This is a genomic window from Gammaproteobacteria bacterium, assembly GCA_033720895.1.
GTDB lineage: Bacteria > Pseudomonadota > Gammaproteobacteria > Natronospirales > JAJUFS01 > JAWWBS01.
Genome location: JAWWBS010000029.1, coordinates 1 through 23,041, shown reverse-complemented (window position 1 = coordinate 23,041; position 23,041 = coordinate 1). Strand labels below are relative to the sequence as shown.

Genomic DNA, 23,041 nt, shown 5'->3' with positions numbered 1-23,041 from the left:
GAAGCTGGTCGCCATCACGATCAGCCACAGGAAGGTCGAATCCAGGCTGAAGCGGGTCAGGGTCGGGAAGTTGGCGCCGATCCATGGCCCCATGACATTGGCAATGGCATGCGAGATGCCGGTCAGGCCAAAGGCAATGCCGAGCAGGTACATCAGGTCCGGAAGGCTGGGATTGCGGGAATGCTCGCGCTCGAACTTCTCGACCTTGTGGCGCAGCGCCTCGATCGCCGTGGTATCGGCACCCATGCGTTCGTCCAGTTGTTTCGCACGTGCCGCCATGTAGAGGAGCACGGCCATCCAGATGTTGGCGACAACGATGTCGACAGCCACCATGGTCGAGAACAGGGGTCCACCCACTTCAAAGACTTCCTTCATTGCTGCCTGGTTGGCACCGCCACCGATCCAGGAACCGGCAATCGTTGTCATGCCACGCCACACGGCATCGGGGCCGGCCCCACCGACGACCTCGGGATTCACGACACTGAACAGGAGGATCGCCAGCGGCCCGCCGATCACGATGCCCAGCGTGCCGGTCAGGAACATGATCACGGCCTTGTTGCCCAGTCGGGCGATGGCTTTCAGGTCGATCGACAGCGTCAGCAGGATCAGCGATGCCGGCAGCATGTAGCGTGAAGCAATGTAATAAAGATCGTTATCGTGCGGATCGATGATGCCGAAGGTGCTGTACAGCGACGGAATGAAGTAGCACAGGAACAGCGCCGGGATGAACGTATAGAAACGGCGCCAGAAATGCGTGTGTCGCTGGGTGGTCCAGAAGATCGCGCCGAGCGTGGCTGCCAGCAAGCCGAACACGACAGCGTCGCTGGTAATCAGGTACGAGTTTTCGGGGGTCATCGGGGATTCCGCGGTTGGATTTGCTGGAATCCTACCCAGATGGCTTTCGCGACTTCAAGGAAAAGCGTCAGTCCAGTGTCAGGACAATGCGGCCTCGCCCCGGTTGCGAGTCGAGCATTTCATGCGCCAGCCGGACGTCTTCCAGCGAGAACGTGGCTGCAATCGTCGTGGTCAGCAGGTTTTCGTCGAACAGCGCAGCCACGCGCTCGAGCTGGCTGCCATCCGACTCCACTCGAAAATAGACCGGCTGGTGCGCGCCTTCCTCTGACATCGCGGCGGCGCCCGGGTCGGCCAGTGTCACCGCCTGGCCAGAGGCCTTCAGCAAAGGCAGGCTGCGGGCCAGGACCTGACCGCCGATGGTGTCGACCACGACATCTATGCCCTGCGGGTAGCGGACCGCCAGCACCTGGTCGAATTCCTGCGACTGGTAATCAATGACCTCGTCGGCACCCAGGTCCAGGGCCGCATCGGCATTCGCGTCCGACGTCGTGCCGATCACCCAGGCCCCCGCAAGGTGTGCGAACTGCACCGCGAAGGCACCGACACCACCTGTGCAGCCATGCACCAGTACCCGCATGCCACCGCCAGCGTGGGAACGCTCGCGCACGGCCTGCCAGGCAGCCAGTGCCGGTGTCGGAATGGAGGCGGCTGCGGCAAAGGACAGGTTTACCGGCTTGTGGGCCGCCTGCGATTCCCTGACCGTGATGAACTCGGAATAGGTGCCCAGCTTGAAATCCTTCGGCTGGCGCATGCCGAACACCTTCTGCCCCTTCTTGAAGCGGCTGACATCCTTGCCGACATTGCTGACCACCCCGGCAAAGTCCCAGCCCGGGACGAAGGGCGGCTCGGCGGCAAATGAATCGCCCGCTGTACCCTCGCGCATGCGGCGGTCGAGCTGGTTCAGCCCGACAGCCTTCACTTCGACCTGTATTTCATCTTTCTTGCAGCGAGGCTTGTTGCGCTTTTCGAGGCTGAGGACCTCCGGACCACCGAATTCGTTGACCACGACAGCTTTCATTGATTTTCTTCTTGTCGTTCGGGCTCCCTGTAAACGTAGCCCAGAACGCCCGGATCGCCACCGAAAGGCGCTCCGACGTCGTCGATTGGCGGATAAATGGGCCAAACAGCCCCGAGTGGTGGCCAATACAGCCGAAAAGACCGGCTGGATTGGACGTTTCTTGCTCACATTGTTACCCTGCGCGGCTCATTTCCCGATTCAAAAGGTTCAATCCATGCAGATTTCCTCCGACAAGGTGGTTCACATCCATTACACCTTGAAGAACGATGCCGGCGACGTGCTGGACACCTCTGAAGGTCGCGAGCCGCTGGCTTATCTCCACGGCGCCAGCAACATCATCCCCGGTCTCGAGAAAGCGCTCGAAGGCAAGGCAGCAGGCGATTCCCTGAACGTCAGTGTCGAGCCGAGCGAAGGCTACGGCGAGCGCCAGGAGCAGCTGATCCAGGAAGTCCCGCGTGAAGCCTTCCAGGGCGTGGATGACATCCAGCCCGGCATGCAGTTTCATGCCCAGGGTCCGGCCGGACCGATCCTCGTCACCGTGCTTGAAGCAGGTGAAGAGAGCATCAAGATTGATGGCAACCACCCGCTGGCCGGCGAAAAGCTGCACTTCGATGTCGAGATCAAGGAAGTGCGCGACGCGACCGACGAAGAAAAGGAACACGGCCATGCCCACGGCGCTGGCGGTGCTCACGAAGAAGGTCACGGCGAAGAAGAGTGATGATTTCGTGTCGGCGACTGCCGGCACGTCGTACACGAAAAAGCCCCGCACTGCGGGGCTTTTTTGTGGACGTAGCGAATGCGTCAGTCACGGTAATCGAGCTGATCGAGAATGTCGGCAAAGTCCGGGTTGTTCAGCAACAGAGTGTTGTTGACCAGCACGGTAGGCGTGCCAACGCCGCCCTGCACCTTCGCCACCCGGATGAGATCCTCGAATTCACGCATGGCGGCATCGCTCTTGTCGAGCACTGCTTCGCGGTAGGGTACGCCCGCTGCCGCGAGTCGCAGCTTCAGTCGCCAGCAAGGCGGACAGGTGGTCTGCGTGTAGACGACAACGCGATTGTCCGGAGCCAGCTCGCCGCGAACGTTGTCGAAACCGGGTCCCATGGTCCAGAGCCAGATCACGAACGACACCAGGATCACGGTGAGCCCGTGCTTGCGAATGAATGCTTCCAGCTGCTTTCGTTTCATGCAGACAAGGATACGCGAGGGAGGGGCTTTATTTCAGTGGCAACGAAAGCCGGCTTGCCCGGCTGACGGTCGGTTGACGAGAGACAGTGACCTTACTCGCCCTGCTCCGGGCTGTTTGCCTCTTCCTCGGCAGAGCTGGCCTCGGGGGGTACGCCCTCCGAGCTTTCGACGAATTCCTTGAAGTGCTCCATGTCATCACGCAGGCGTTTCGCAATGCGGCCCTTGAAGAGAAACGCAATGTACTGCCAGGGAAAGCCGCGAAACTCGAAGGCTGCCTGCAGCTCCCAGCGGGTCGCCTCGTCGCCGAGTGCGACAAACCGGTTGTGCATCCGATTCATTGCCATCCCGCTGTCGTAGCTGGCTGCAAGTGCATCCGGCTCGACACGAAGAGTGATCGTCTCGGTCAGCTCCAGCTTGCGTCCGCCTTCGTCGTAAACCAGCTTCGCTACTGCACCGGGCCGACCCGGATTGCCGGCAACATGCTCGCGGTCACGCAACGAAGGCTGCCACTTGTAGAGATTCCTGGGCTCGTCGAAGTAAGCCCACACGGCGGCGCGCGGCACGCGAATATCAATACTTTCAGTAAACGTCAGCCGACCCTTCATTTGCTTCCCCGTGGAAATGGAGTGAATGAACGAATCTATTCTGCCTGCGGCATCTTGATTTGTAACAGTGCACCGTTCTCGATTTGGAGCCAAACCGGCTGCAGATCGCCAGCGCCCGTCCGGATCGCATAGACCAGATCCGAGTCGCCAGCTGCCAGGCCCAGTGCTTCTATCGCTCGACGCCCGGCAAGGGCTTCGCGCCTTGCCGGCAGCCCCAGCACGCTGATCACCCGCTCGCGGCTGTCGCCAGGCATCAAGCCACCGATGAAGTCGGGTTCATGTGGCCTGGCCGCCAGCTGCGCCGCCAGAACCTCGATGGGCGCCACCTCGCGAATCGAATGAATGGCGATCGGCGGCTGCAAGGCCTGCGCCTGCGCGGGTGCCGAGTGAATCGCCTTGGCAACATCCATGCCGCTGACCAGCTGGCCGAAAACCGCAAAGCCCTGGCCATCGGGATTCCGGGCGCCGCCGAAATCGAGTTCCGGCTCGTCTTCGATGCAGATGAAGAAATGCGCTGTGGCAGTACCCGGCGCGGCGCGCGCCATGGACAGGCAGCCAGCGCGGTGTCCAAGACCGGTGTCGCGGGTGCGCTCCAGGGCGATCGGGTCGTGTTCGGTGAAGCCCTCCTGCGGGCCGCCCTGGATGACATCGATCAACACCTTGTTATCCGGTTGATTGTCGTCACGCACCGTGCGGTAGAAACTGCCGCCGTCGAACGCATCCTCGTCGACATAGCGGAGAAAATTTCGCGTGGTGAGTGGTGCCTGCCGTTCATGCAGCTCGAAATACAGATCGCCCGCTGCTGTCCACATGCGCAGGTACCTTGCCGGCTCGCTGTCGCGCTCCTGCGCGGCATGCACCGTGCAACCAGCGACTGCCAGCAGCACGGGCAACAGCCACGTCAAACGGGATGAAAAGACATTCACGATAAGGCCCCGGTCTGGAAACTGGCGATGCCCCAAGCGTAGTGCATCAGCCGGACCGGCGCCTCATTGCAAGCTGACGCGCACGGCATCATCGGCATCCAGCGTCACGAAACTGCTACCACCCTTGTCCTGCACGCTGAAATCCGGCTCGATATCATAGAGGCCAGCGGGAACATCATCTGCAAGTTCTGGCGTCGCCGAGAAATCCCAGGGAATGACGACGCGCTCTTCGCTGCCGGCAGGAATTTCGAAGGAGACGAAGGCCTGGATGAAGAACTTGCCGTAATTGTAGTCCCACACGATGCTGTCATCCGCGACCCGACGCGCTATCGCATTCTCCATTGGCGGCGTGTAATAGACGGTGATGGAACTGCTGCCCTTGTTGCGGAGGGTGAACACGAGGTTTGCAGTATCGCCTTTGACAAAGCTGGCCTCCTCGACACCGAACTGGTCCTCGACTGCAAATTCGACAGACAGCATGGCCAACGAGTCCTCTTCCTCCCCGCAACTGGCAAGGAAGGGCATCGTCAGCAACACGACGGGCAGGAAAACCATTCTTCTGAACATGCGCGCCTCCTTGATTGCCCTGGTCTGGCAGGAAAACTTATTCCTCGGCAGTCAGCGATTCAAGTACCGTGGTCACCGGTTCGCCGAATGCTGTCCGGTTTGGATAGAATGGGGCGGCACCAACCCGAGCCCGCCATGAGGAATCGCAATGACCGCCTACAGAGGCCGCCCCGACTATCGCCATGACAGCATTCCCCGCAGCGGGGTGCTGCTGGTCAATCTTGGCACGCCGGATGCGCCGACAACCTCGGCCGTGCGACGTTACCTGCGGGAGTTTCTCTGGGATCCGCGGGTCATCGAAATACCTCGCCTGCTCTGGTGGTGCATCTTGCAGATCATCCTGCTTGTCCGGCCATCGCGCTCTGCCGCTGCCTATCGCCAGGTCTGGACCGAACAGGGCTCGCCTCTGCTGATCGAATCGCAAAAGCAGGCCGACGGCATTCGCAGCCAGCTGGGAGCGCGCTGCAGCGGACCGGTGTCGGTCGCGCTCGGCATGCGTTACGGCAAGCCATCGATCGCCAGCGCCCTGAAGGAACTGGAAGACAACAATGTGCAACGCCTGTTCGTCCTGCCCCTTTATCCGCAGTACTCGGCAACCACCACCGGATCGGTTTTCGACGAATTGGCCAGCTGCCTGCAGCAGACTCGCTGGCTGCCCGAGCTTCGCTTCCTGACGCATTACCACGACCGACCGGAGTACATCCGCGCACTGGCCGACAGTGTCCGCGAACACTGGGAGAAGAACGGTCGCGGGGAAAAGCTGATGCTTTCCTTCCATGGCCTGCCGGCCCGCTACCTGACGTCCGGCGATCCCTACCACTGTGAATGCCACAAGACGGCTCGCTTGCTGGCGGAGGCACTGGGACTGGAAGCCGATGAATACGTGGTGAGCTTCCAGTCCCGGGTCGGTCGCGAGGAATGGCTGCGACCTTACACCGATGAAACGGTCGAGCAGCTGGCGAAAGATGGCGTGGGGACACTGGACGTGATCTGTCCCGGCTTCTCCGCAGACTGCCTGGAAACACTGGAAGAAATCGCCATGCAGAATGCGGAGATTTTCACGGAAAACGGTGGCGCCGCGCTGCGCTACGTTCCCTGCCTGAACAGCCGCGAAGACCACATCCGTTTCCTGACCACCCTGTGCGAGGAAAACATGCATGGCTGGCCAGAAGTGGGCCATGGCTGGTCCAAGCACCGGACGCTGGCCGATGCCGAACGCGCCCAGGTACTGGCGAAACGACTGGGCGCCGACCAGTAACACCATGCTGGGACAATTCCTGGAAATCAGCATTCATGCCGATGAGGTGCTGCCAACCTTGCAGCTGTTCGAGCGCATGGGATTCACGCAGATTCGCACCAATGACAGCTGGACCCACGCCTATGGCGTGGTTACCGATGGCCGCTGCTTCATTGGCGTGCACGAGTACGAGTTTCCTTCGCCTTCACTGACCTTCGTGGCACCGCAGCTGCGTGACCGTGTAGAGCCGCTGGAACAGGCGGGCGCCGAATTCGAGTTCCTGAAACTGGCCGACACGCAGTTCCATGAGCTTGGCTTTCTCGCGCCCGACGAACAGATGGTCTGCCTCATCGAAGCACGCACTTTTTCGCCGCCCGATACCAACACCATCGGCGAATCCCTGCTGGGCTATTTCCTGGAATTGCGCCTGCCGGTGGAGGACGAGGAACATGCCCTCGAAAGCTGGCTGCGCTATGGCCTCATAGAACGGGATACGGATGAGGCCCTGCCGGAATCGGCTGCGGCCTGCTGCACCGGGCTGAACCTCGGCTTCAGCGAGGCAACCCGGATCAAGCGACCTACCCTGTTCTTCCAGTGCGAGAACCTGGCGGCATTGCAGGAAGCACTCGAGCAACGTGACGTGGACTTCAAGACAGGCAGCAAGGGCCAGCTGGACATCAAGCTGCCCGGGCGAATCCAGCTCAGCGTCGTTGCCGAACGCTCCGACTAGTTCGCAACCAGCTTCTCGGCATCGCGCTTCAGCCGCGGGCCGAAGCTGAAGCGCTCGAACAGGTTCTCTATCCGTTCGCGATCAGCGCCCTGCCAGCGCAACACTTCCAGCGATTCACATACCGGGATGTCGCACTTGATGGTGGCAAGCTCGCGCGACAGGTAGGCCTTGTCCTTTTCGGCTTCCAGTTTCGGTGCCAGCGACCTGGCACCGCGGAACTTCAGCTTGCCGACGTCTTCCAGGCGGGCATAAAGGTCATCGAGATCCTTGAAGTGCCGCAGCAAGGCGACAGCGGTTTTCTGGCCCACGCCACGCACGCCGGGAATGTTGTCGACGCTGTCGCCCATCAGGCCGAGCAGGTCGGGAATCACGGCGGGCAGAACGCCCATCTTCTCGGCCACACCGGCCGTGTCCAGCCGCACGTCCCCTGCGTAGTCCCACCAGGTGTCGTTGGGTTCGATCAGCTGGCCGAGATCCTTGTCACGCGTCAGGATGCAGATGGGTCGCTCGGGCGAACGGTGCTGCAAGGCCAGCGAGCCGATCAGGTCATCGGCTTCGTACCGGTCGGATGAGAAACTGGCAATGCCCAGCGCTTCCGCCACGTCGCGGCAGGCCTTGAGCTGCCGCTCCAGTTCCTCGGGCGGCAGTTCGCGATTGGCCTTGTAGTCAGGAAAGAGTTCGTTGCGGAACGAGGTGGTCAGCGATTCGTCGAAAGCGCAGGCCAGGTACTCGGGTTCCTTGCGACGCATGAAATCCAGCAGGAAGCGGGCGAAGCCGTACACGGCCTGGGCAGGATGACCATCCTTGTCCGTGAAGGTATCCGGAAGCGAGTAGTAGGCCCTGAATATGTAAACGGATGCGTCGACCAGATACAGCACGATATTTGCGCCCCTGCAGTTGATGGCCTACGTTAGCCAGAGCGGCGCAAAACTACAAATGATCCGCCCATCACGAAACGTGAACCCGGAGCAAGCCATGAACAGAATGACAAAGACCGTACTGACGACCACGCTGGTGACCCTCTCGCTGGCAGCAGGCCAGGCGATGGCCGACGCCCGACTGGTATATGTCCAGTCCGACACTGGCAAGACCATGAGCATCATCACCATCAAGAACGGCGTGGTCAGGATGGATGACAAGGATGGCGACGGCTGGGTGCTGTTCGATTCCGGCACGGAAACCCTCACTACCGTAGACCCGGAATCGAGAAGCTACACGGTGCTCGACAAGGCGGCGATGGAGAAGCTCGGCAATACGGTGTCCGATGCCATGAAGCAGATGCAGGCACAGCTCGAGAGCATGCCGGCCGAACAGCGCGCCATGATGGAATCGATGCTGAAGAAACAGTTCGGCATCAGCGACGACAAGGTGGAAACCAGCGCGACCCGCAATGGCAAGACCCGGGAGATTGCCGGCCATACCTGCGAGGAAGTCGTCTTCCGGATGGGCAACCAGGGCGAAACGCTGCTGTGCGTCGTGCCGACCGAGGAGCTCGGGATCAGCGCCGCCGATGCCGACGCCGTTGCTGCCATGTACCGCACCATGAGCCAGTTTGCTGCCGAACTCGGCAACAGCATCGGCATCAGCTACTCGCTGCCGGACGTCGGGGGAATGCCGGTCTATTCCCGTGACAGTTCGGATGATGCAGCGGACATTCTGAAGCGTGTCGAAACAGGCAGCCAGCCTGCCGCACTGTTCGACATTCCGGCCGGCTACCGGCAGCAGCAAGTCGATTTCGACTGAGCCCAGGCAGCAAGACGAGTGTACGGGCCGATCGGCGCTGCCGGTCGGCTTTTTCATGACAGGTGGAACGAGCGCGCCTCAGCTTGCCAGCGGGCGCTTTTTCAACCGCTCGTGCAAGGGCGAGCTGCGAGGGAAATGCGCCAGCAGGAAATCCATCTGGTCGGCAAGGATGCGTCGACCCTTGAGGTAGATGTATTCCGCATAGGTTGGCGTAAACGGCACGGCCAGCAATTCCATGTTTGCCTGCTCCGGCGTGCGGCCAGCCTTGTGATTGTTGCAGCGCTTGCAGGACGTCACGACATTGGTCCAGAGGTCGAGCCCGCCCTGGCTGATCGGGGTGACGTGGTCCCGCGACAGGTCCGAGTTCATGAAGCGCTTGCCGCAATACAGGCACAGGCTTGCATCGCGCTTGAACAGGGTGTGGTTGTTCAAGGGTGGCACGTACTTGTCGTGCGCCTTGGCGATCATGTGGTTGTCGCCGTAAGTGGCAATGATCGAATTGACGGTGATGACCGAACGCTCGCCGGTCTTGGCGCAGTGGCCACCATGGATGTGGTAGAGATCCGTGCCGCAGGAAAAAGCGACCTGTTCGGAAAAATAGAGCCGGACGGCGTCCTGGTAGTTGATCCATTCGAGCGGCATGCCCGAGACGTCGGTGCGGAGTACTTGCTGGCTCAGGTCGTACACGATGGCCTCCCCTGCTGTTGACACGTCATCCAGTATTTCGTGGTAAGACCCTGTCTTGTAATGATTTTAGTAGACTTGGCAGAAATTACCTGCAATTTTCGTACCGTGGGCGCCTTCTGGCATTCGGTCGTGATTGCCAAGTAAGGTGTAAGGAATCCTTCACCACTGAAATTCGCCTTCAACCAAGGACAATAAATGAGTACGCAACTCGTCATACTTCGCGAAACCGAGGACGGGGAACACCGCGTGGCCCTGGCCCCGGCCGTGGTAAAGAAACTGACCGATCTCGGCTTCGACATTCATCTCGAAGCCGGCGCCGGCGAAGCGGCCGGCATTCCGGACGAGGCATTTGACGTAAGCACCAGCGCCGACCGCAGCGCCCTGCTGGGCAAGGCAAACGTCGTCTTTGCCGTGCAACCGCCGTCGCCGGAAACGGTCAAGGCCATGCAGAAAGGCGCCGTGCTGGTCAGCTTCATGCATCCCCACAAGCATCCGGAGCTCGTGTCCGCCATGAAGGACGGTGGCATCACCGGCCTTGCACTGGAGCGGGTGCCACGCATTTCCCGCGCGCAGTCCATGGATGCCTTGTCCTCGCAGGCAGCCTGCGCCGGTTACCGCGCGGCCCTGATTGCAGCCACCTCCTTGCACCGCTTCCTGCCCATGCTGACCACGGCCGCCGGCACCATCCGGCCGGCCAAGGTGCTGGTGATCGGCGCGGGCGTCGCCGGGCTGCAGGCGATTGCCACCGCCAGGCGTCTCGGCGCGATGGTGGAAGGCTTCGACGTGCGCTCGGCAACACGTGAGCAGGTCGAATCGCTCGGCGCGAAGTTCGTCGATACCGGCATCAAGGCCGAGGGCGAGGGTGGCTACGCTCGCGAGCTCACCGACGAGGAAAAGGAGCAACAGAACGAAGTGCTGGCCGATCACATAGCTGCTGCCGATGCGGTCATCACGACAGCAGCCATTCCCGGCAAACCGGCGCCGAAGATCATCTCGGCTGCCATGGTCGAACGCATGAAACCTGGTGCAGTGATCATCGACATGGCCGCCGAAACCGGTGGCAACTGCGAGGTCACCAAAGCCGGCGAGGAAGTCGCGCATGGTGACGCCCGCGTCATCGGCCCGGTGAACCTGCCCAGCGACCTGGCAGAACACGCCAGCGAGATGTACGCCCGCAACCTGCTCAACTTCGTCATGCCCTGGTTCGGCGAAGACGGCATGAGCATCGACTGGGACGACGAGGTCTATGCGAAATCGGTACTGACACGTGACGGCGAGATCGTCGCGGAGGATCTGAAATGATTGACGGTTGGGTAGCACTCTACATATTCATGCTCGCGGCCTTTACTGGCTACGAGATCATCCGGCGCGTGCCGACCATCCTGCACACGCCATTGATGTCCGGCTCGAACTTCGTGCATGGCATCGTGCTGGTCGGTGCGATGGTCATGCTCGGGCAGGCCGACACCACCCTGGAGAAGGTCATCGGCTTCATCGGTGTCTTCCTGGCTGCCGGCAATGCCGTCGGCGGTTACGTTGCCACCGAGCGCATGCTGGAGATGTTCAAGTCATCGAAGGACGAGAAGAAAGAAGGAGGTGACGCATGAGCATCTCCGTCAACTTCCTTATCCAGGGCGCCTACTTTGCGGCCGCCTACCTGTTCATAGCCGGCCTGCAGCGCATGAGCTCGCCGAAGACGGCACGTGGTGGCATTTTCTGGGCGGGCGCCGGCATGCTCGTCGCCACGCTGGCAACATTTGCATGGCCCGGCATGAGCAACTTCGGGTTGATGCTCGCCGCAATTGGCCTGGCTTTCGTGCTGGCCTGGTGGTCGGGCAAGAAAGTCGCCATGACCGACATGCCGCAGATGGTGGCGCTTTACAACGGCATGGGCGGCGGTGCGGCTGCGGCAATCGGCGCTGTCGAGCTGCTGAAGGTGTCGGCCGGTGGCGAAGCCGCCTCGCATGGCTACGTGTTCATCGGCCTGGCCGTGATCGGCAGCCTGATTGGTGCAGTGTCCTTCTCAGGCTCCCTGGTTGCCTTTGCCAAGCTGCAAGGCCTGATCAAGCGCTCCATGCGCTTCGCCGGCCAGCAGTGGGTCAATGCCCTGATGTTCCTGGTCATCCTGGTACTCGGTGGCATGTTGATCGCCGGTCCTATCGAAGGCACGGAGATGATCGTGCTGTTCTTCGGCCTGACGCTGCTGTTCGGCATATTGATGACCTTGCCCATCGGCGGTGCCGACATGCCGGTGGTGATTTCGCTGTACAACGCCCTGACCGGCCTGGCCGTCGCCTTCGAAGGCTTCGTGCTGAACAACGCCGCCATGATCATTGCCGGCACGGTGGTCGGCGCGGCCGGCACCATGCTGACGCAGTTGATGGCCAAGTCCATGAACCGGCCGCTGTCGAACGTGCTGTTCTCCGGCTTCGGCGATGCCGCGGCCGAGGGTGGCGAGATCGAAGGCACGATGAAGCCGATCGACGATGCCGATGCGGCGGTCATGATGGCCTATGCCGAAAAGGTGATCATCGTGCCGGGTTACGGCATGGCGGTGGCGCAGGCGCAGCACAAGATCTGGGAGTTCTGCCAGAAGCTGATGGATCGCGGTGTGAAGGTGAGCTTTGCCATCCACCCGGTCGCCGGGCGCATGCCGGGGCACATGAACGTGCTGCTGGCCGAAGCCGGGGTGCCTTACGACCTGATTTTCGACCTGGAAGAAATCAACAACGACTTCAAGCAGGCCGACGTGGCGCTGATCATCGGTGCGAACGACGTCGTCAACCCGATGGCGCGCAGCAACCCGGAAAGCCCGATCTACGGCATGCCGATCCTGAATGCCGACCAGGCGAAGAACGTGATCGTCTCCAAGCGTGGCCAGGGAACGGGTTTCTCGGGCGTCGAGAACGCCCTGTTCTACGGCGACAACACGCGCATGCTATACGGCGACGCGCAGGAAACTGCCGGCCAGCTCATCCAGCAGCTGAAGGACCTGTAGGCAATAGGACCCGGCCACAAAAAAGGCGGCCTTCGGGCCGCCTTTTTTCATGACTGCACGCTGAGTGCTCAGTCGGCGTTGCTGGCCGTTTCAGCAGCCTCTTGCTCGCCAGCCTCGTCGGCATCCTTTTTCTCGTCCTTGTCCTGGTCGATATTGGTCGCCAGCTCGGCCGTGGCTTCCAGCTGCTGGTTTTCTTCAGCGGATCGCGCCGCGACTTCTTTTTCCAGCTTCTGGTCGATGCGGCTGTCGAGCGCCTGGTCAGGCTCGACGACAGACGCGCCGATCTGGGCATTCATGCGTTGCTCCATGCGCTCTTCCAATGACAGGGTGCTGCTGGACTCTTCGTCCTTCTTGCCGGCATCGCTTTCGCCCGCGTGCAGTGACAACGGCAAGACGAGCAGAGCGGCAAGGAAAAACCGGTGTGCAATCTTCATGCAATGAACTCCTGTAAGATGGGCGCGGTCGGCGCCGATGCCCGGAACAAGCTCCCGGGAGGGCCGGCTCAGGGCGCGAATTCAAACATTCCTGAAGGTTGCGGGCAAGTCGACAATGGCTTGAGTCGCGACACCCCAGGAACGGGGTTTTCAAGGTAACTTGTTGATTCAATTGAATAAATCAATCGAACAAAAAAGCAGCGCCGACACTAGCGGCCCGGTTTTCATGACCAACGGTACGCTCGTGAAATGCTTATCCACAGGCCTGTCCACAGATCCTGTGGACAGCTCCGCGGTGCGCCCGGCATGAGCGCTGACAAGTACCTGCGCGTGGCCGTGCCATCACCGCTGCTGAGTTACTTCGACTACCTTCCGCCTCGAGGGTTCCCGATCTCGGACATCAAACCAGGCTGCCGCCTGCGCGTTCCTTTCGGCCGCCAGGAACTGATAGGGGTGGTCGTCGAGACGCGCGCCACCACCGACGTGCCGGCCGGGAAACTCAAGGCGGCGCTGGCCTGCCTGGATGATGCGCCGCTGCTCTCCGATGAACTGATTTACCTCGCACGCTGGGCGGCTGGCTATTACCACACGCCGCCCGGATTGGTGTTCGAAGCCCTGTTGCCCGTGCGGCTGCGCAAGGGAGATGCCGTCGATGCGGCCGAGCTGGAGCGCTTCGTGCTGACCGAGGCAGGAACGAGCAGCGATCCCGACGAGCTGCGCCGGGCGCCGCGCCAGGCCAGGCTGCTGGCCCTGCTGCAACGTGCCGGCACGGCGCTTACCCCGGCGGAGCTGGCCGCGGACGGCGGCGCCTGGCGGCAGGGCATCGCCGGCCTGGAGGACAAGGGCCTGGTGCAGCGCGAAGCCTACCGCCCGACCCTCGATCCCCTGCCGGCTGATACGCCACCGGCACTGGGCAAGGCGCAAGCCGATGCCGTCAAGCAGGTGCTCGGTCATCGCGAAAGCTTTCAGGCCTGGCTGCTGGAGGGCGTCACTGGCTCGGGCAAGACCGAGGTCTACCTCAACATTCTCGATACCGTCGTCAATGGTGACGGCAAGCAGGCACTCGTGCTGGTGCCGGAAATCGGCCTGACGCCACAATTGCTGGAACGTTTCCGGCGGCGGCTGCAGGCGCCCATCGTGGTCAGCCATTCCGGCCTCAACGACACCGAAAGGCTGGCTGCCTGGGCGGCGATGGCCAGTGGCGAGGCGCGGGTGATGATCGGCACGCGCTCAGCGGTTTTCGCGCCGCTGCCCGAGCCCGGCATCATCATCATCGACGAGGAGCACGATGCCTCGTTCAAGCAGCAGGAAGGCTTTCGCTATTCGGCCAGGGACCTGGCGGTGGTGCGCGCCCAGCGCAACAGCATTCCGGTGCTGCTCGGGTCGGCCACCCCGTCGCTGGAAAGCCTGGCCAATGTCGAGGCGCGCCGCTACCGGCGACTCCCGCTGCCAGAGCGGGCCGGCGGTGCGAGCCCGCCGCGAATCGACCTGCTGGACATCCGCGGCCAGAAATTGAACGGCGGTCTTGCCGACACCCTGGTCGACACCATGAAACGTCACCTCGCCGATGACGGCCAGGTGATGCTGTTCCTGAATCGCCGGGGTTATGCGCCACGCCTGGTGTGCGACGAATGTGGCTGGCTGGCGGAATGCCGGCGTTGCGACGCCCAGCTGACGGTTCACCAGGCGAAAAACGCATTGCAGTGCCATCACTGTGGCGCCGAAGCCGCGGTACCGATCCGCTGCCCGGACTGCAGTCACGAGCCGCTGTCGAGATTGGGGCGCGGTACCGAGCGGCTGGCCGAAACCCTCGCCGAACTGTTCCCCGACGAAGACATCATCCGTATCGATCGCGACACCACCGCTCGCAAGGGCGAGCTTGACCGCAAGCTGACCGCCATTCGCGACGGCCAGCACCGCATCCTGCTGGGCACGCAAATGCTGGCGAAGGGCCATGACTTCCCGAACCTGACGCTGGTCGGGATCCTCAATGCCGACCAGGGATTGTTCGGCCTGGACTTCCGCTCCGCCGAGCGCATGGCCCAGCTGGTGGTGCAGGTGGCGGGCCGGGCCGGCCGCGCCGATCGACCCGGGCAGGTCATGGTGCAGACCCACCACCCCGACCATCCGCTGCTCGTGCAGCTGGTCAAGCATGGCTATGACGCTTTTGCAGCAACGGCCCTGGCCGAACGCAAGGCAGCAATGCTGCCGCCCTGCACTGCCATGGCCCTGCTGCGGGCGGAGGCCACCAGCGCGGGTGCGCCGCGTGCCTTCCTGGCCGCGGCCAAGGGCATCCTGGAAGACGGGAATGCCGGCTGGGCCCTCGGGCCGGCGCCTGCCCCGATGGAACGACGCGCAGGACGTTATCGCTCGCAATTGCTGCTGCAGGCCAGGCAGCGCGCCGGCCTGCACGAGATGCTGAACAAGCTGGCGCCGCTGCTCGACAGCCTGCCGGAGGCGCGCAAGGTCCGCTGGTCGCTGGACGTCGACCCGGCCGACCTGTTCTGACGCTTTCCAGGCAGCGGCTTCCCTTCTGCCAAGGCGCCCGGCGCGGTAAACTGTCGCGCTTCGACAGCAGTCACCCACTCACCGATCACCACAGGAACAGCACTTTGAAAGCGGCCATCGCCAGCGCACTCGATACTGCCATCCGGAACCTCGACAGCGAGCTCTTGCCCGACGAGGCGCGGGAGGACCTGAACCTCCAGATCGAGCGCACCCGGGATCGCAAGCATGGCGACTTCGCCTGCAACATCGCGCTGATGCTCGCCAAGCCGGCGCGCCGCAAGCCACGCGACATTGCCGAAGCCATCGTGGCCGCCCTGCCGGAGGATCCGACCATCACCAAGGTCGATATTGCCGGACCCGGTTTCATCAATTTCCACGTTTCTCCAACGGCCTACGCTCGCGAGATCGCTGCCGTGCACGAGCAGGCAGAGAAGTACGGCCGCAACGCCGGTGGTGCAGGCGAGAAAGTGCAGATCGAGTTCGTTTCCGCCAACCCGACCGGCCCGCTGCATGTCGGCCATGGGCGCGGCGCGGCCGTCGGCGATTGCCTGGCACGCGTGCTGGAAGCGAATGGCTGGGACGTGACTCGCGAGTTCTATTACAACGACGCCGGCAACCAGATCGACAACCTGGCTCTCTCCGTGCAGGCACGCGCCAAGGGTGTCGAGCCGGAAAGCGACGACTGGCCGGAAGACGGTTACCGCGGCCAGTACATCAGCGATGTGGCCGAAGCCTTCAAGCGCGGCGACAGCGTGCATGCCGATGACATCGAGTACACGGCCAATGGCGATGTCGAGGATCTCGATGCGATTCGCCACTTCGCCGTTGCCTACCTGCGCCACGAACAGGACCTCGACCTGAAGGCTTTCGGCGTGCAGTTCGACGTGTTTTTCCTGGAATCCTCGCTGTACTCCGATGGCAAGGTCGCAGCGACAGTCGAACAGCTGGAAAAGAACGGTCATGCCTACGAAGCCGACGGGGCGCTGTGGCTGCGTACCACCGACTTCGGCGACGACAAGGATCGCGTCATGCGCAAGAAGGAAGGTGGCTACACCTACTTCCTGCCGGATGTCGCCTATCACCTCGACAAGTGGCAGCGTGGCTTCAAGCGCGTGATCAACGAACACGGCGCCGATCATCACTCGACCCTGGCGCGGGTGCGCGCCGGCCTGCAGGCTCTCGATGCCGGCATCCCGCAGGGCTGGCCGGAATACGTCTTGCACCAGATGGTGACGGTGATGCGCTCGGGCGAGGAAGTGAAGATTTCCAAGCGCGCCGGGTCCTACGTGACCATTCGCGACCTGATTGACGAAGTCGGCAAGGATGCGACGCGTTATTTCCTGATTTCCCGCAAACCGGAATCGCAGCTGACTTTCGACATCGACCTGGCCCGCAAGCAGTCGAACGAAAACCCGGTGTACTACATTCAGTACGCGCATGCGCGCGTCTGCTCGGTGCTCAGGCAGGCGGCAGAGCGTGGCGTCGAAATCGACCTGGACGCCGGATTGAAGGGCGTGAGCCAGTTGGACTCCGAACACCAGGATGCCGTTCTCGTGGCTGTATCGCGCTTCCCGGAGATGGTGGAAAGTGCCGGCCGCAACCTGGAGCCGCACCTGGTGAGCCAGTACCTGACGGAACTCGCGACAGCCTTCCACACCTGGTACAACGCCGAGCAGTTCCTGGTGGATGACCAGGACGAACGCAATGCCCGCATGGCACTTGCCGTGGCGGTACGCCAGGTGATCCGCAATGGCCTGGACCTGCTCGGCGTATCCGCGCCAGAGTCGATGTAAGGAAAGAGCAAACGCATGGCCAAGGACTACAAGAACGCCGGCAGGCAACCCTCGCGAGAGGCTTCGCGCGTATCGACCGGCGCACTCGGACTGGTGGCCGGCTTCGCGCTTGGCTTCGGTGCGGCGGTGATTCTGCAAGTCGGTGTGCCGGCCAGCAAGAAGGTCGATACGCCTGCCACCCAGGGCGCCGGCAATGTCGGCAAGGCGCTGACCGATGCGGTTGACCGGGTTCGCCAGGAAACCGCGCCGGCAGCAGAGAAAGCGAAAACGACGTTCGACTTCTACAACATGCTGCCAAACTTCGAAGTCGTGATCCCCGAGCAGGACAAGGATGTGCGCCTGTCCGGCAACGTCAATGAAGTCGAGCAGCCGGGTACCTACGTGCTGCAGGCCGGCTCGTTCCGCACCACCCAGGACGCCGACCGCTTGCGTGGCCAGCTGGCCCTGATCGGCCTGGAGTCCAGCGTGCAGACTGTCACCATCGACCAGAGCGACGGCGCCGACCAGACCTGGCACCGGGTCCGGATCGGGCCGTTTGCCACCCTGCCCGAATTGAATGACGCACGGCGCCGGCTCGCCGAGAACGACCTGCAAGCGTTGGTGATCCGTGTCGGTGAATAGTCTCCGCCCCGGGCTGTTGGTACTGCTGGTGCTGCTCGGCGCCTGCGCGACACCTGGCACGACGCGAGCTCCTGCACCCGAGGCCGACGCTGGACTTGATATTCCTGCTCGCGCGCCGCAAGAGCGGGCCGAACGCATCACCATTGCTGCCGTGGGCGATGTGATGCTGGGTTCCGATTTTCCAAGCAACCGACTGCCACCCGACGAGGGTCGCGGCCTGCTGGCCGATGTCGCCCCTGTGCTGCGCGCCGCCGACCTGGCGTTCGTGAATGTCGAAGGTGTCCTGATGGATGGCGGCGAGCCGGTCAAGCAATGCAGCAATCCCTCGCTTTGCTATCTCTTCCGGTCACCGGCGCGCTATGCCGACACATTGGCCTGGGCCGGCTTCGACGTGGCCAGCCTGGCCAACAACCATGCCCGCGATTTTGGCGAAGTCGGTCGCACCGCCAGCATGGCGGCGCTCGCGAAAGCAGGCATTGCGCACACCGGTCGGGAGGGCGATATCGCCAGCCTTGATATCAATGGTCTGCGTGTAGCGGTTGTCGGATTCGCACCGAACATAGGCTCCTGGTCGATTCTCGATATCCAGTCGGCCAGCTACCTGGTGCAGGGACTGGCCATTGGCCACGACGTGGTCATCGTGTCGTTCCATGGTGGTGCGGAAGGTGCCGATGCCCTGCACGTCACACCGGGCATGGAAAGCTATTACGGCGAGCAGCGGGGTGACCTGATGGCATTCTCGCGGGCCGTCATCGACGCCGGCGCCGACCTGGTTATCGGCCATGGACCGCACGTGCCGCGCGGCCTTGAGCTCTACAAGGAACGCCTGATCGCCTACAGCCTCGGTAATTTCGCGACGCACTGGGGCATCAGTGTTTCCGGTCTGAAGGGTTATGCACCCATCCTGGATGTCACGCTTTCCGCCGATGGGCGCTTTGAATCAGGCAGGATCGTGTCGGCCATCCAGCGGCGGCCGAATGGCGTGTTCATCGACAATGGGCATGCGGCGGCGAAACTGATGCGCGAACTCACGGCCAGCGATTTCAGTGGCGGCAATCTCGATATCTCGCCCGACGGCGAATTGCGGCGCGCCGACTAGGGCACGCCGGCTCTCACGTCACCGGGCTTCAATCCCTGTAACGGTCCAGGATCGACTCCAGTGCCCCGCTGCTGCGCATGCGTTCCAGTGCTTCGCTGAAACGCTGGTAAGTCGCATCGTCCACGGCCTTCCTGCTGAACATGAAGCTGACTTCACCGGTGCTGATCTCGACAGGGTACTCCTCGACCTGGTCGGCCAGGCCGTCGACCCGCAACAGGGCGGCGCCAACGTAGGGATCCTCGAGCACTGCGGAAATGTCACCCCGCACCAGTGCCTGGAAATTCAGGTCGGAAATCTCGGCCTCGGTAAACTGGCCGCTGTAATCGCCGGCAGCCTGCAAATCGGCAACGGCACCGCCATAGTAGAAGCCGGCAACCGTGCCGATGGTTGCGCCACCTTCAAGAACGGCCGCCAGGGAATCGCCACTGATCGGTGAATCTTCGGTCACGACGAAAAGCACGAATTCCTCTGTCCGGTACGGTTCCGTGAATCGGCCGAATTCCTCACGCGCCGGGGTATGGCTGGCACCGCCGACAAAATCGAGTTCACCGCTTTCCAGGGCCTGCAGGTGCTCGACCCAGCTGCCCTCGCGCGTTTCCAGCGCGCAGCCGGCACTCGCCGCTGCCGCTGATGCAATTTCGATATCGAGGCCGGTCACGCTGCCGTTGGCGGCACGATACTGGTAGGGCATCCAGGGATCCCAGCCCATGACCAGGGTGCAATCCTCGGGCGCTTCGGAAGGAGACGGCGTCGCCGCTGCCTGCGGCTGCGCCGTGGCAGCATCAGCCTGACCGCTGTCAGTTGCCGTGCTGGTGCCTGTATCGCAGCCCCACAGGGCAAACAGGCCGATGGATAGAACCAGGATTCGATTCACTATCGTGGTGTTCATGATGACTCCCAAATCTGGCACCTTGCTGGCAGGTGCTCTCGTTATTTCCTGCTTTCCATCTAACCCTAGACGGTGACTGCCGTCTTGACCAGTCGCTGCAGGGCTCGGGGAGCGAGCTTAGAAGTCTTTCAGAATGACAGCGTAGAAAAAGCCATCCATACCGGCTTCACCCGGCAGCACCTGGCGCCCGAATCCCGCGGGCCGACCCCAGTCCGAGGAAATGGGCAGGGAGACAGCCGCATCATGGCGCTGGATGAAGTTGGCCACCTGGCGCTCGTTTTCGGCCCGCAGCACCGAGCAGGTGGTGTAGACCAGGCGACCGCCCGGCTTGAGGGTATGCCAGAGCATGTCGAGCAGGCGTGCCTGCTGCGATTCCAGGCTGGCAATGTCCTTCGGACGGCGCAGCAGCTTGATGTCGGGATGACGGCGGATCACGCCGGTCCCGGAGCAGGGCGCGTCCAGCAGAACCACGTCGAAAGGCTCAGGCTGTTCGGCCACGTCGGACTGCCACCACTCATCAAGGCGCGCTGCATCCGCTGCCTTCAGGGTCGCCGACAGCTCCAGCCGCGCGAGATTCTCGGCGACACGGTCAAGGCGGTCCGGGTCGCGATCGAGGGCCACCAGGGTGGCCAGGTCCGGCTGGCGCTCCAGCAAGTGACCGGTCTTGCCACCCGGCGCGGCGCAGGCATCGACAATTCGCTGGCCCGCTTCCGGGTGAACGACATCCGCCACCAGCTGGGCGGCGGCATCCTGCACCGAGACCTCGCCCGTGACAAAACCCGGCAACTTGCTGACATCGGTTGGCGTTTCCAGGGTGACCCCGTCAACGGCCAGCGAATGGGCATCGGCCGCAATGCCAGCGTCAGCCAGCTTTCCGAGGTAGGCATCGCGGCTGCCGCGCTGCGCATTCACGCGGAGCGTCATGGGCGCACGACTGTTGTTGGCTTCGACAATCGATTCCCAGTCGTCGGGCCAGTCCTGCTGGAATTGCTCCAGCATCCAGGCCGGGTGCGCCGATCGGCCCACCGGATGGGCATCGGCCTTGGCCTCCAGGGCGTCGCGCTCCCGCTGCACGCGGCGCAGGACGGCATTGACCAGGCCGGCTGCCCAGGGCTTTTTCATCAAGCGGGCTGCCTCGACCGTTTCGCTGACCGCCGCATGATCCGCTGTCCGCATGTACAGCAACTGGTACAAGCCGACCATCAGCAAGGCATGAACGCGCGGCTCGCGCTTGCGGACAGGTCGATCAAGCAGTTCGGTCAGCAGGAATTCAATCCGGGGCGCAAACCTCAGCGAGCCGTACACCAGCTCCTGGATCAAGGCGCGATCCGCGGGTTCACGATGGCCCGCCAGGATGGCCGGCAACAAGTCATTCAGGGAACCACCCTGGATGACACGTGCAATACCACGTGCGGCTGCCGCTCGAGGTGCGCCGGCCATCAGCCGAAGACCTTCTGGCCGACCGCGAGCTCGGTCTGGTGCGAATTGGCAAAAGCATCAGCCGCTACTGGCTTGCGGCCCGGCGCCTGCAACCGGGTGATGCGCAGCACGCCGTCGCCGGTCGCGACATCGATGCCCTGCTTGCCGGCGCGCAAGAGCGTGCCCGGTTCGGCAGTGGCCGCTTCGGCAAGGGCTTCGGCGAGCCAGATGCGCAGGGTGTCGCCGGCAAATGCTGTCTGCGCCACCGGCCACGAATTGAAGGCGCGCACGCGGCGCGCAATCTGCTCGGCCGACTCGGACCAATCGATGATCGCCTCGGCCTTGTCGAGCTTTTTTGCGTAAGTGACGCCGTCGGCGTCTTGCGGCAAGGCCGCGAGACTGTCGAGTCGCTCGAGCGCTTCGACAATGGCGTCGGCACCCAGCGTGCTCAAGCGATCGTGCAGGCTCTGGCCGGTATCTCCCGCCTCGATCAGGCAACGCTTCTCCAGCAGGACGGCACCGGTATCCAGGCCTTCGTCCATCTGCATGATCGCCACACCGGTCTCGTCATCACCGGCCTCGATGGCCCGTTGGATCGGGGCGGCTCCGCGCCAGCGCGGTAAGATGGACGCGTGGATGTTGAGGCAGCCGCGGGCAGGAATCGACAGGACATCCGCAGGCAGGATGAGGCCGTAGGCCACCACCACCATCACCTCGGGCCGGTATTCCGCCAGCGTCTTCACGGCGCCCGCATCGCGCAGCGACGCAGGTTGCTCGACCGGTAGGCCCAGCTCCAGGGCGCGCTGCTTGACCGGCGAAGGGGTCAGCTTGCGGCCACGGCCGGCGGGGCGGTCTGGCTGGGTATAGATCGCGACAAGCTCATGGCCGGCGTCGGCCAGCGCCGATAGCGCGGGCACGGCAAAATCGGGCGTACCGGCAAAGACGATCCGCATGCGGGAAAGGGCGCTCAGAGCGCCGGTGCGGTGCTATCGAGGCGTTGCTGCTTCTCCAGCCGCTTCTTGATGCGGCTGCGCTTCAGGTCGGACAGGTAATCAACGAACAGCTTGCCATCCAGGTGATCGATCTCGTGCTGGATGCAGACCGCCAGCAGCCCATCGGCTGCCATTTCCTGCTGCTGGCCCTCGCGATCCAGGAACCGGACCTTGATGCTGTCGGCCCGCTTGACGGTCTCGAAAACACCGGGCACGGACAGGCAGCCTTCCTGCATTTCTTCCACGCCGTCCTTTTCGAGAATCTCCGGGTTGATCAGCACGTGGGGATCAGTGTTGTCATCGGAAACATCGACAACAATCAAGCGCTTGCGGACGTTTACCTGGATGGCCGCCAGGCCAATCCCGGGTGCGGCATACATGGTTTCGAGCATGTCGTCTGCCAACTGGCGGATTTCGGCGTCAACCGTATCCACCGGCTTGGCCACCTCGCGCAAGCGAGGATCGGGAAAATGCAGGATTTCGAGCTTCGCCATGTTATTGAACCCAGTTCGTGTATTTTCTACAAATTGCTGCTAAAGTTTTGTTCATACTAGAAACATTGGTCTTTTCAAGGGCGTTTTTCCTGCCCTGGACCATGCTCAGGGAAACAAGGGGTACCCGCCAGATTGACCGGACCCGCAGCCTCGGAGAGCCAGAAGAATGATGCCAACGTCACCTAACGCTGTTCGGCAAACTACCAGCAAGTCCATGAATTATGGGGATTATACCCGT

General features: G+C 62.5%; 24 protein-coding genes. 11 read left to right on the top strand and 13 right to left on the bottom strand.

The genetic code is table 11. The features are described from left to right. On the bottom strand, positions 1–855 hold an 855-nt coding region (locus tag R3217_05970; protein MDX1454989.1), incomplete at its 3' end, for a DUF819 family protein. Between the two features lie 67 nt (positions 856–922). Beyond that, the gene (locus R3217_05965; GenBank protein MDX1454988.1) at positions 923–1,873 is read right to left on the bottom strand and encodes an NADP-dependent oxidoreductase; all 951 of its coding nucleotides are present in this window, start codon (positions 1,871–1,873) and stop codon (positions 923–925) included. Positions 1,874–2,087: 214 nt separating this feature from the next. Here R3217_05965 and R3217_05960 point away from each other — a divergent pair, with 214 nt between their 5' ends. After that, complete coding sequence (locus R3217_05960) at positions 2,088–2,591, top strand: peptidylprolyl isomerase (protein ID MDX1454987.1); 504 nt, start codon at positions 2,088–2,090, stop codon at positions 2,589–2,591. Positions 2,592–2,674: 83 nt separating this feature from the next. Here R3217_05960 and R3217_05955 read toward each other — a convergent pair whose 3' ends face one another. The 4 genes from R3217_05955 to R3217_05940 form a co-directional block, all read right to left on the bottom strand. Continuing rightward, a complete protein-coding gene (locus R3217_05955; GenBank protein ID MDX1454986.1) occupies positions 2,675–3,061 on the bottom strand; it encodes a glutaredoxin domain-containing protein in 387 nt (128 codons plus the stop codon). 92 nt (positions 3,062–3,153) lie between these two features. Next, positions 3,154–3,666, bottom strand: coding sequence for an SRPBCC family protein (locus R3217_05950; protein ID MDX1454985.1), 513 nt, complete (start codon positions 3,664–3,666; stop codon positions 3,154–3,156). 35 nt (positions 3,667–3,701) lie between these two features. After that, positions 3,702–4,592: a peptidylprolyl isomerase gene (locus R3217_05945; protein MDX1454984.1), complete on the bottom strand. Its 891-nt coding sequence runs from the start codon at positions 4,590–4,592 to the stop codon at positions 3,702–3,704. A 63-nt stretch (positions 4,593–4,655) separates the two neighbouring features. Further along, on the bottom strand, positions 4,656–5,159 hold the full coding sequence (locus tag R3217_05940; protein MDX1454983.1) for a BsuPI-related putative proteinase inhibitor: 504 nt from the start codon (positions 5,157–5,159) through the stop codon (positions 4,656–4,658). A gap of 148 nt (positions 5,160–5,307) precedes the next feature. Between R3217_05940 and hemH the strand changes: the two genes are divergently transcribed. Continuing rightward, positions 5,308–6,417, top strand: a complete 1,110-nt coding sequence (gene hemH, locus R3217_05935; protein ID MDX1454982.1) for a ferrochelatase — start codon at positions 5,308–5,310, stop codon at positions 6,415–6,417. Positions 6,418–6,421: 4 nt separating this feature from the next. Continuing rightward, on the top strand, positions 6,422–7,126 hold the full coding sequence (locus tag R3217_05930; protein ID MDX1454981.1) for a hypothetical protein: 705 nt from the start codon (positions 6,422–6,424) through the stop codon (positions 7,124–7,126). On the opposite strand, the gene R3217_05925 is transcribed toward R3217_05930, so the two are convergent. Further along, positions 7,123–8,004, bottom strand: coding sequence for a 5'-3' exonuclease H3TH domain-containing protein (locus R3217_05925; protein MDX1454980.1), 882 nt, complete (start codon positions 8,002–8,004; stop codon positions 7,123–7,125). The genes R3217_05930 and R3217_05925 overlap by 4 nt on opposite strands. 97 nt (positions 8,005–8,101) lie before the next feature. Between R3217_05925 and R3217_05920 the strand changes: the two genes are divergently transcribed. Beyond that, the gene (locus tag R3217_05920) at positions 8,102–8,869 is read left to right on the top strand and encodes a DUF4412 domain-containing protein (GenBank protein ID MDX1454979.1); all 768 of its coding nucleotides are present in this window, start codon (positions 8,102–8,104) and stop codon (positions 8,867–8,869) included. A 78-nt stretch (positions 8,870–8,947) separates the two neighbouring features. On the opposite strand, the gene R3217_05915 is transcribed toward R3217_05920, so the two are convergent. Further along, on the bottom strand, positions 8,948–9,511 hold the full coding sequence (locus R3217_05915; protein ID MDX1454978.1) for an HNH endonuclease: 564 nt from the start codon (positions 9,509–9,511) through the stop codon (positions 8,948–8,950). A 240-nt stretch (positions 9,512–9,751) separates the two neighbouring features. Here R3217_05915 and R3217_05910 point away from each other — a divergent pair, with 240 nt between their 5' ends. From R3217_05910 to R3217_05900, 3 genes are read left to right on the top strand one after another with little or no spacing between them, the layout of a single operon-like run. Beyond that, positions 9,752–10,858, top strand: a complete 1,107-nt coding sequence (locus R3217_05910) for a Re/Si-specific NAD(P)(+) transhydrogenase subunit alpha (GenBank protein MDX1454977.1) — start codon at positions 9,752–9,754, stop codon at positions 10,856–10,858. Beyond that, positions 10,855–11,163, top strand: coding sequence for an NAD(P) transhydrogenase subunit alpha (locus tag R3217_05905; GenBank protein MDX1454976.1), 309 nt, complete (start codon positions 10,855–10,857; stop codon positions 11,161–11,163). The genes R3217_05910 and R3217_05905 overlap by 4 nt, the downstream gene beginning before the upstream one ends. Next, entirely contained in the window at positions 11,160–12,554 is a 1,395-nt protein-coding gene (locus R3217_05900; GenBank protein ID MDX1454975.1) for an NAD(P)(+) transhydrogenase (Re/Si-specific) subunit beta, read from the top strand. The genes R3217_05905 and R3217_05900 overlap by 4 nt, the downstream gene beginning before the upstream one ends. 68 nt (positions 12,555–12,622) lie before the next feature. Here the strand turns inward: R3217_05900 and R3217_05895 are convergent, their stop codons facing one another. Beyond that, entirely contained in the window at positions 12,623–12,988 is a 366-nt protein-coding gene (locus tag R3217_05895; protein MDX1454974.1) for a hypothetical protein, read from the bottom strand. A gap of 306 nt (positions 12,989–13,294) precedes the next feature. Here R3217_05895 and R3217_05890 point away from each other — a divergent pair, with 306 nt between their 5' ends. From R3217_05890 to R3217_05875, 4 genes are all read left to right on the top strand, one after another. Further along, on the top strand, positions 13,295–15,496 hold the full coding sequence (locus tag R3217_05890) for a primosomal protein N' (GenBank protein MDX1454973.1): 2,202 nt from the start codon (positions 13,295–13,297) through the stop codon (positions 15,494–15,496). A gap of 104 nt (positions 15,497–15,600) precedes the next feature. Beyond that, positions 15,601–17,289 (top strand): arginine--tRNA ligase, encoded by a 1,689-nt coding sequence (argS, locus tag R3217_05885; protein ID MDX1454972.1) that lies wholly within the window; start codon positions 15,601–15,603, stop codon positions 17,287–17,289. 15 nt (positions 17,290–17,304) lie between these two features. Further along, entirely contained in the window at positions 17,305–17,910 is a 606-nt protein-coding gene (locus R3217_05880) for an SPOR domain-containing protein (GenBank protein ID MDX1454971.1), read from the top strand. Beyond that, on the top strand, positions 17,903–19,009 hold the full coding sequence (locus R3217_05875) for a CapA family protein (protein ID MDX1454970.1): 1,107 nt from the start codon (positions 17,903–17,905) through the stop codon (positions 19,007–19,009). The genes R3217_05880 and R3217_05875 overlap by 8 nt, the downstream gene beginning before the upstream one ends. Positions 19,010–19,037: 28 nt before the next feature. On the opposite strand, the gene R3217_05870 is transcribed toward R3217_05875, so the two are convergent. The 4 genes from R3217_05870 to def all read right to left on the bottom strand — a co-directional run bounded on the left by R3217_05870 (position 19,038) and on the right by def (position 22,803). Then, positions 19,038–19,898, bottom strand: a complete 861-nt coding sequence (locus tag R3217_05870; GenBank protein ID MDX1454969.1) for a transporter substrate-binding domain-containing protein — start codon at positions 19,896–19,898, stop codon at positions 19,038–19,040. A gap of 117 nt (positions 19,899–20,015) precedes the next feature. Next, complete coding sequence (gene rsmB / locus R3217_05865; GenBank protein ID MDX1454968.1) at positions 20,016–21,338, bottom strand: 16S rRNA (cytosine(967)-C(5))-methyltransferase RsmB; 1,323 nt, start codon at positions 21,336–21,338, stop codon at positions 20,016–20,018. Continuing rightward, complete coding sequence (gene fmt / locus R3217_05860; GenBank protein MDX1454967.1) at positions 21,338–22,270, bottom strand: methionyl-tRNA formyltransferase; 933 nt, start codon at positions 22,268–22,270, stop codon at positions 21,338–21,340. Before fmt ends, rsmB begins: the two co-directional genes overlap by 1 nt. 14 nt (positions 22,271–22,284) lie before the next feature. Next, the gene (gene def, locus R3217_05855; GenBank protein ID MDX1454966.1) at positions 22,285–22,803 is read right to left on the bottom strand and encodes a peptide deformylase; all 519 of its coding nucleotides are present in this window, start codon (positions 22,801–22,803) and stop codon (positions 22,285–22,287) included. Positions 22,804–23,041: the final 238 nt, after the last annotated feature.

Excerpts from the sequence above, each read along its gene's own strand:
- R3217_05910 (MDX1454977.1), top strand. The coding sequence starts at position 9,752 with ATGAGTACGCAACTCGTCATACTTCGCGAAACCGAGGACGGGGAACAC.
- def (MDX1454966.1), bottom strand. The coding sequence starts at position 22,803 with ATGGCGAAGCTCGAAATCCTGCATTTTCCCGATCCTCGCTTGCGCGAG.
- R3217_05905 (MDX1454976.1), top strand. The coding sequence starts at position 10,855 with ATGATTGACGGTTGGGTAGCACTCTACATATTCATGCTCGCGGCCTTT.
- R3217_05930 (MDX1454981.1), top strand. The coding sequence starts at position 6,422 with ATGCTGGGACAATTCCTGGAAATCAGCATTCATGCCGATGAGGTGCTG.
- R3217_05915 (MDX1454978.1), bottom strand. The coding sequence starts at position 9,511 with ATGCCGCTCGAATGGATCAACTACCAGGACGCCGTCCGGCTCTATTTT.
- R3217_05900 (MDX1454975.1), top strand. The coding sequence starts at position 11,160 with ATGAGCATCTCCGTCAACTTCCTTATCCAGGGCGCCTACTTTGCGGCC.
- rsmB (MDX1454968.1), bottom strand. The coding sequence starts at position 21,338 with ATGGCCGGCGCACCTCGAGCGGCAGCCGCACGTGGTATTGCACGTGTC.
- R3217_05940 (MDX1454983.1), bottom strand. The coding sequence starts at position 5,159 with ATGTTCAGAAGAATGGTTTTCCTGCCCGTCGTGTTGCTGACGATGCCC.
- R3217_05965 (MDX1454988.1), bottom strand. The coding sequence starts at position 1,873 with ATGAAAGCTGTCGTGGTCAACGAATTCGGTGGTCCGGAGGTCCTCAGC.
- R3217_05870 (MDX1454969.1), bottom strand. The coding sequence starts at position 19,898 with ATGAACACCACGATAGTGAATCGAATCCTGGTTCTATCCATCGGCCTG.
- R3217_05950 (MDX1454985.1), bottom strand. The coding sequence starts at position 3,666 with ATGAAGGGTCGGCTGACGTTTACTGAAAGTATTGATATTCGCGTGCCG.
- R3217_05895 (MDX1454974.1), bottom strand. The coding sequence starts at position 12,988 with ATGAAGATTGCACACCGGTTTTTCCTTGCCGCTCTGCTCGTCTTGCCG.
- R3217_05890 (MDX1454973.1), top strand. The coding sequence starts at position 13,295 with ATGAGCGCTGACAAGTACCTGCGCGTGGCCGTGCCATCACCGCTGCTG.
- R3217_05960 (MDX1454987.1), top strand. The coding sequence starts at position 2,088 with ATGCAGATTTCCTCCGACAAGGTGGTTCACATCCATTACACCTTGAAG.
- R3217_05955 (MDX1454986.1), bottom strand. The coding sequence starts at position 3,061 with ATGAAACGAAAGCAGCTGGAAGCATTCATTCGCAAGCACGGGCTCACC.
- R3217_05920 (MDX1454979.1), top strand. The coding sequence starts at position 8,102 with ATGAACAGAATGACAAAGACCGTACTGACGACCACGCTGGTGACCCTC.
- hemH (MDX1454982.1), top strand. The coding sequence starts at position 5,308 with ATGACCGCCTACAGAGGCCGCCCCGACTATCGCCATGACAGCATTCCC.
- R3217_05880 (MDX1454971.1), top strand. The coding sequence starts at position 17,305 with ATGGCCAAGGACTACAAGAACGCCGGCAGGCAACCCTCGCGAGAGGCT.
- fmt (MDX1454967.1), bottom strand. The coding sequence starts at position 22,270 with ATGCGGATCGTCTTTGCCGGTACGCCCGATTTTGCCGTGCCCGCGCTA.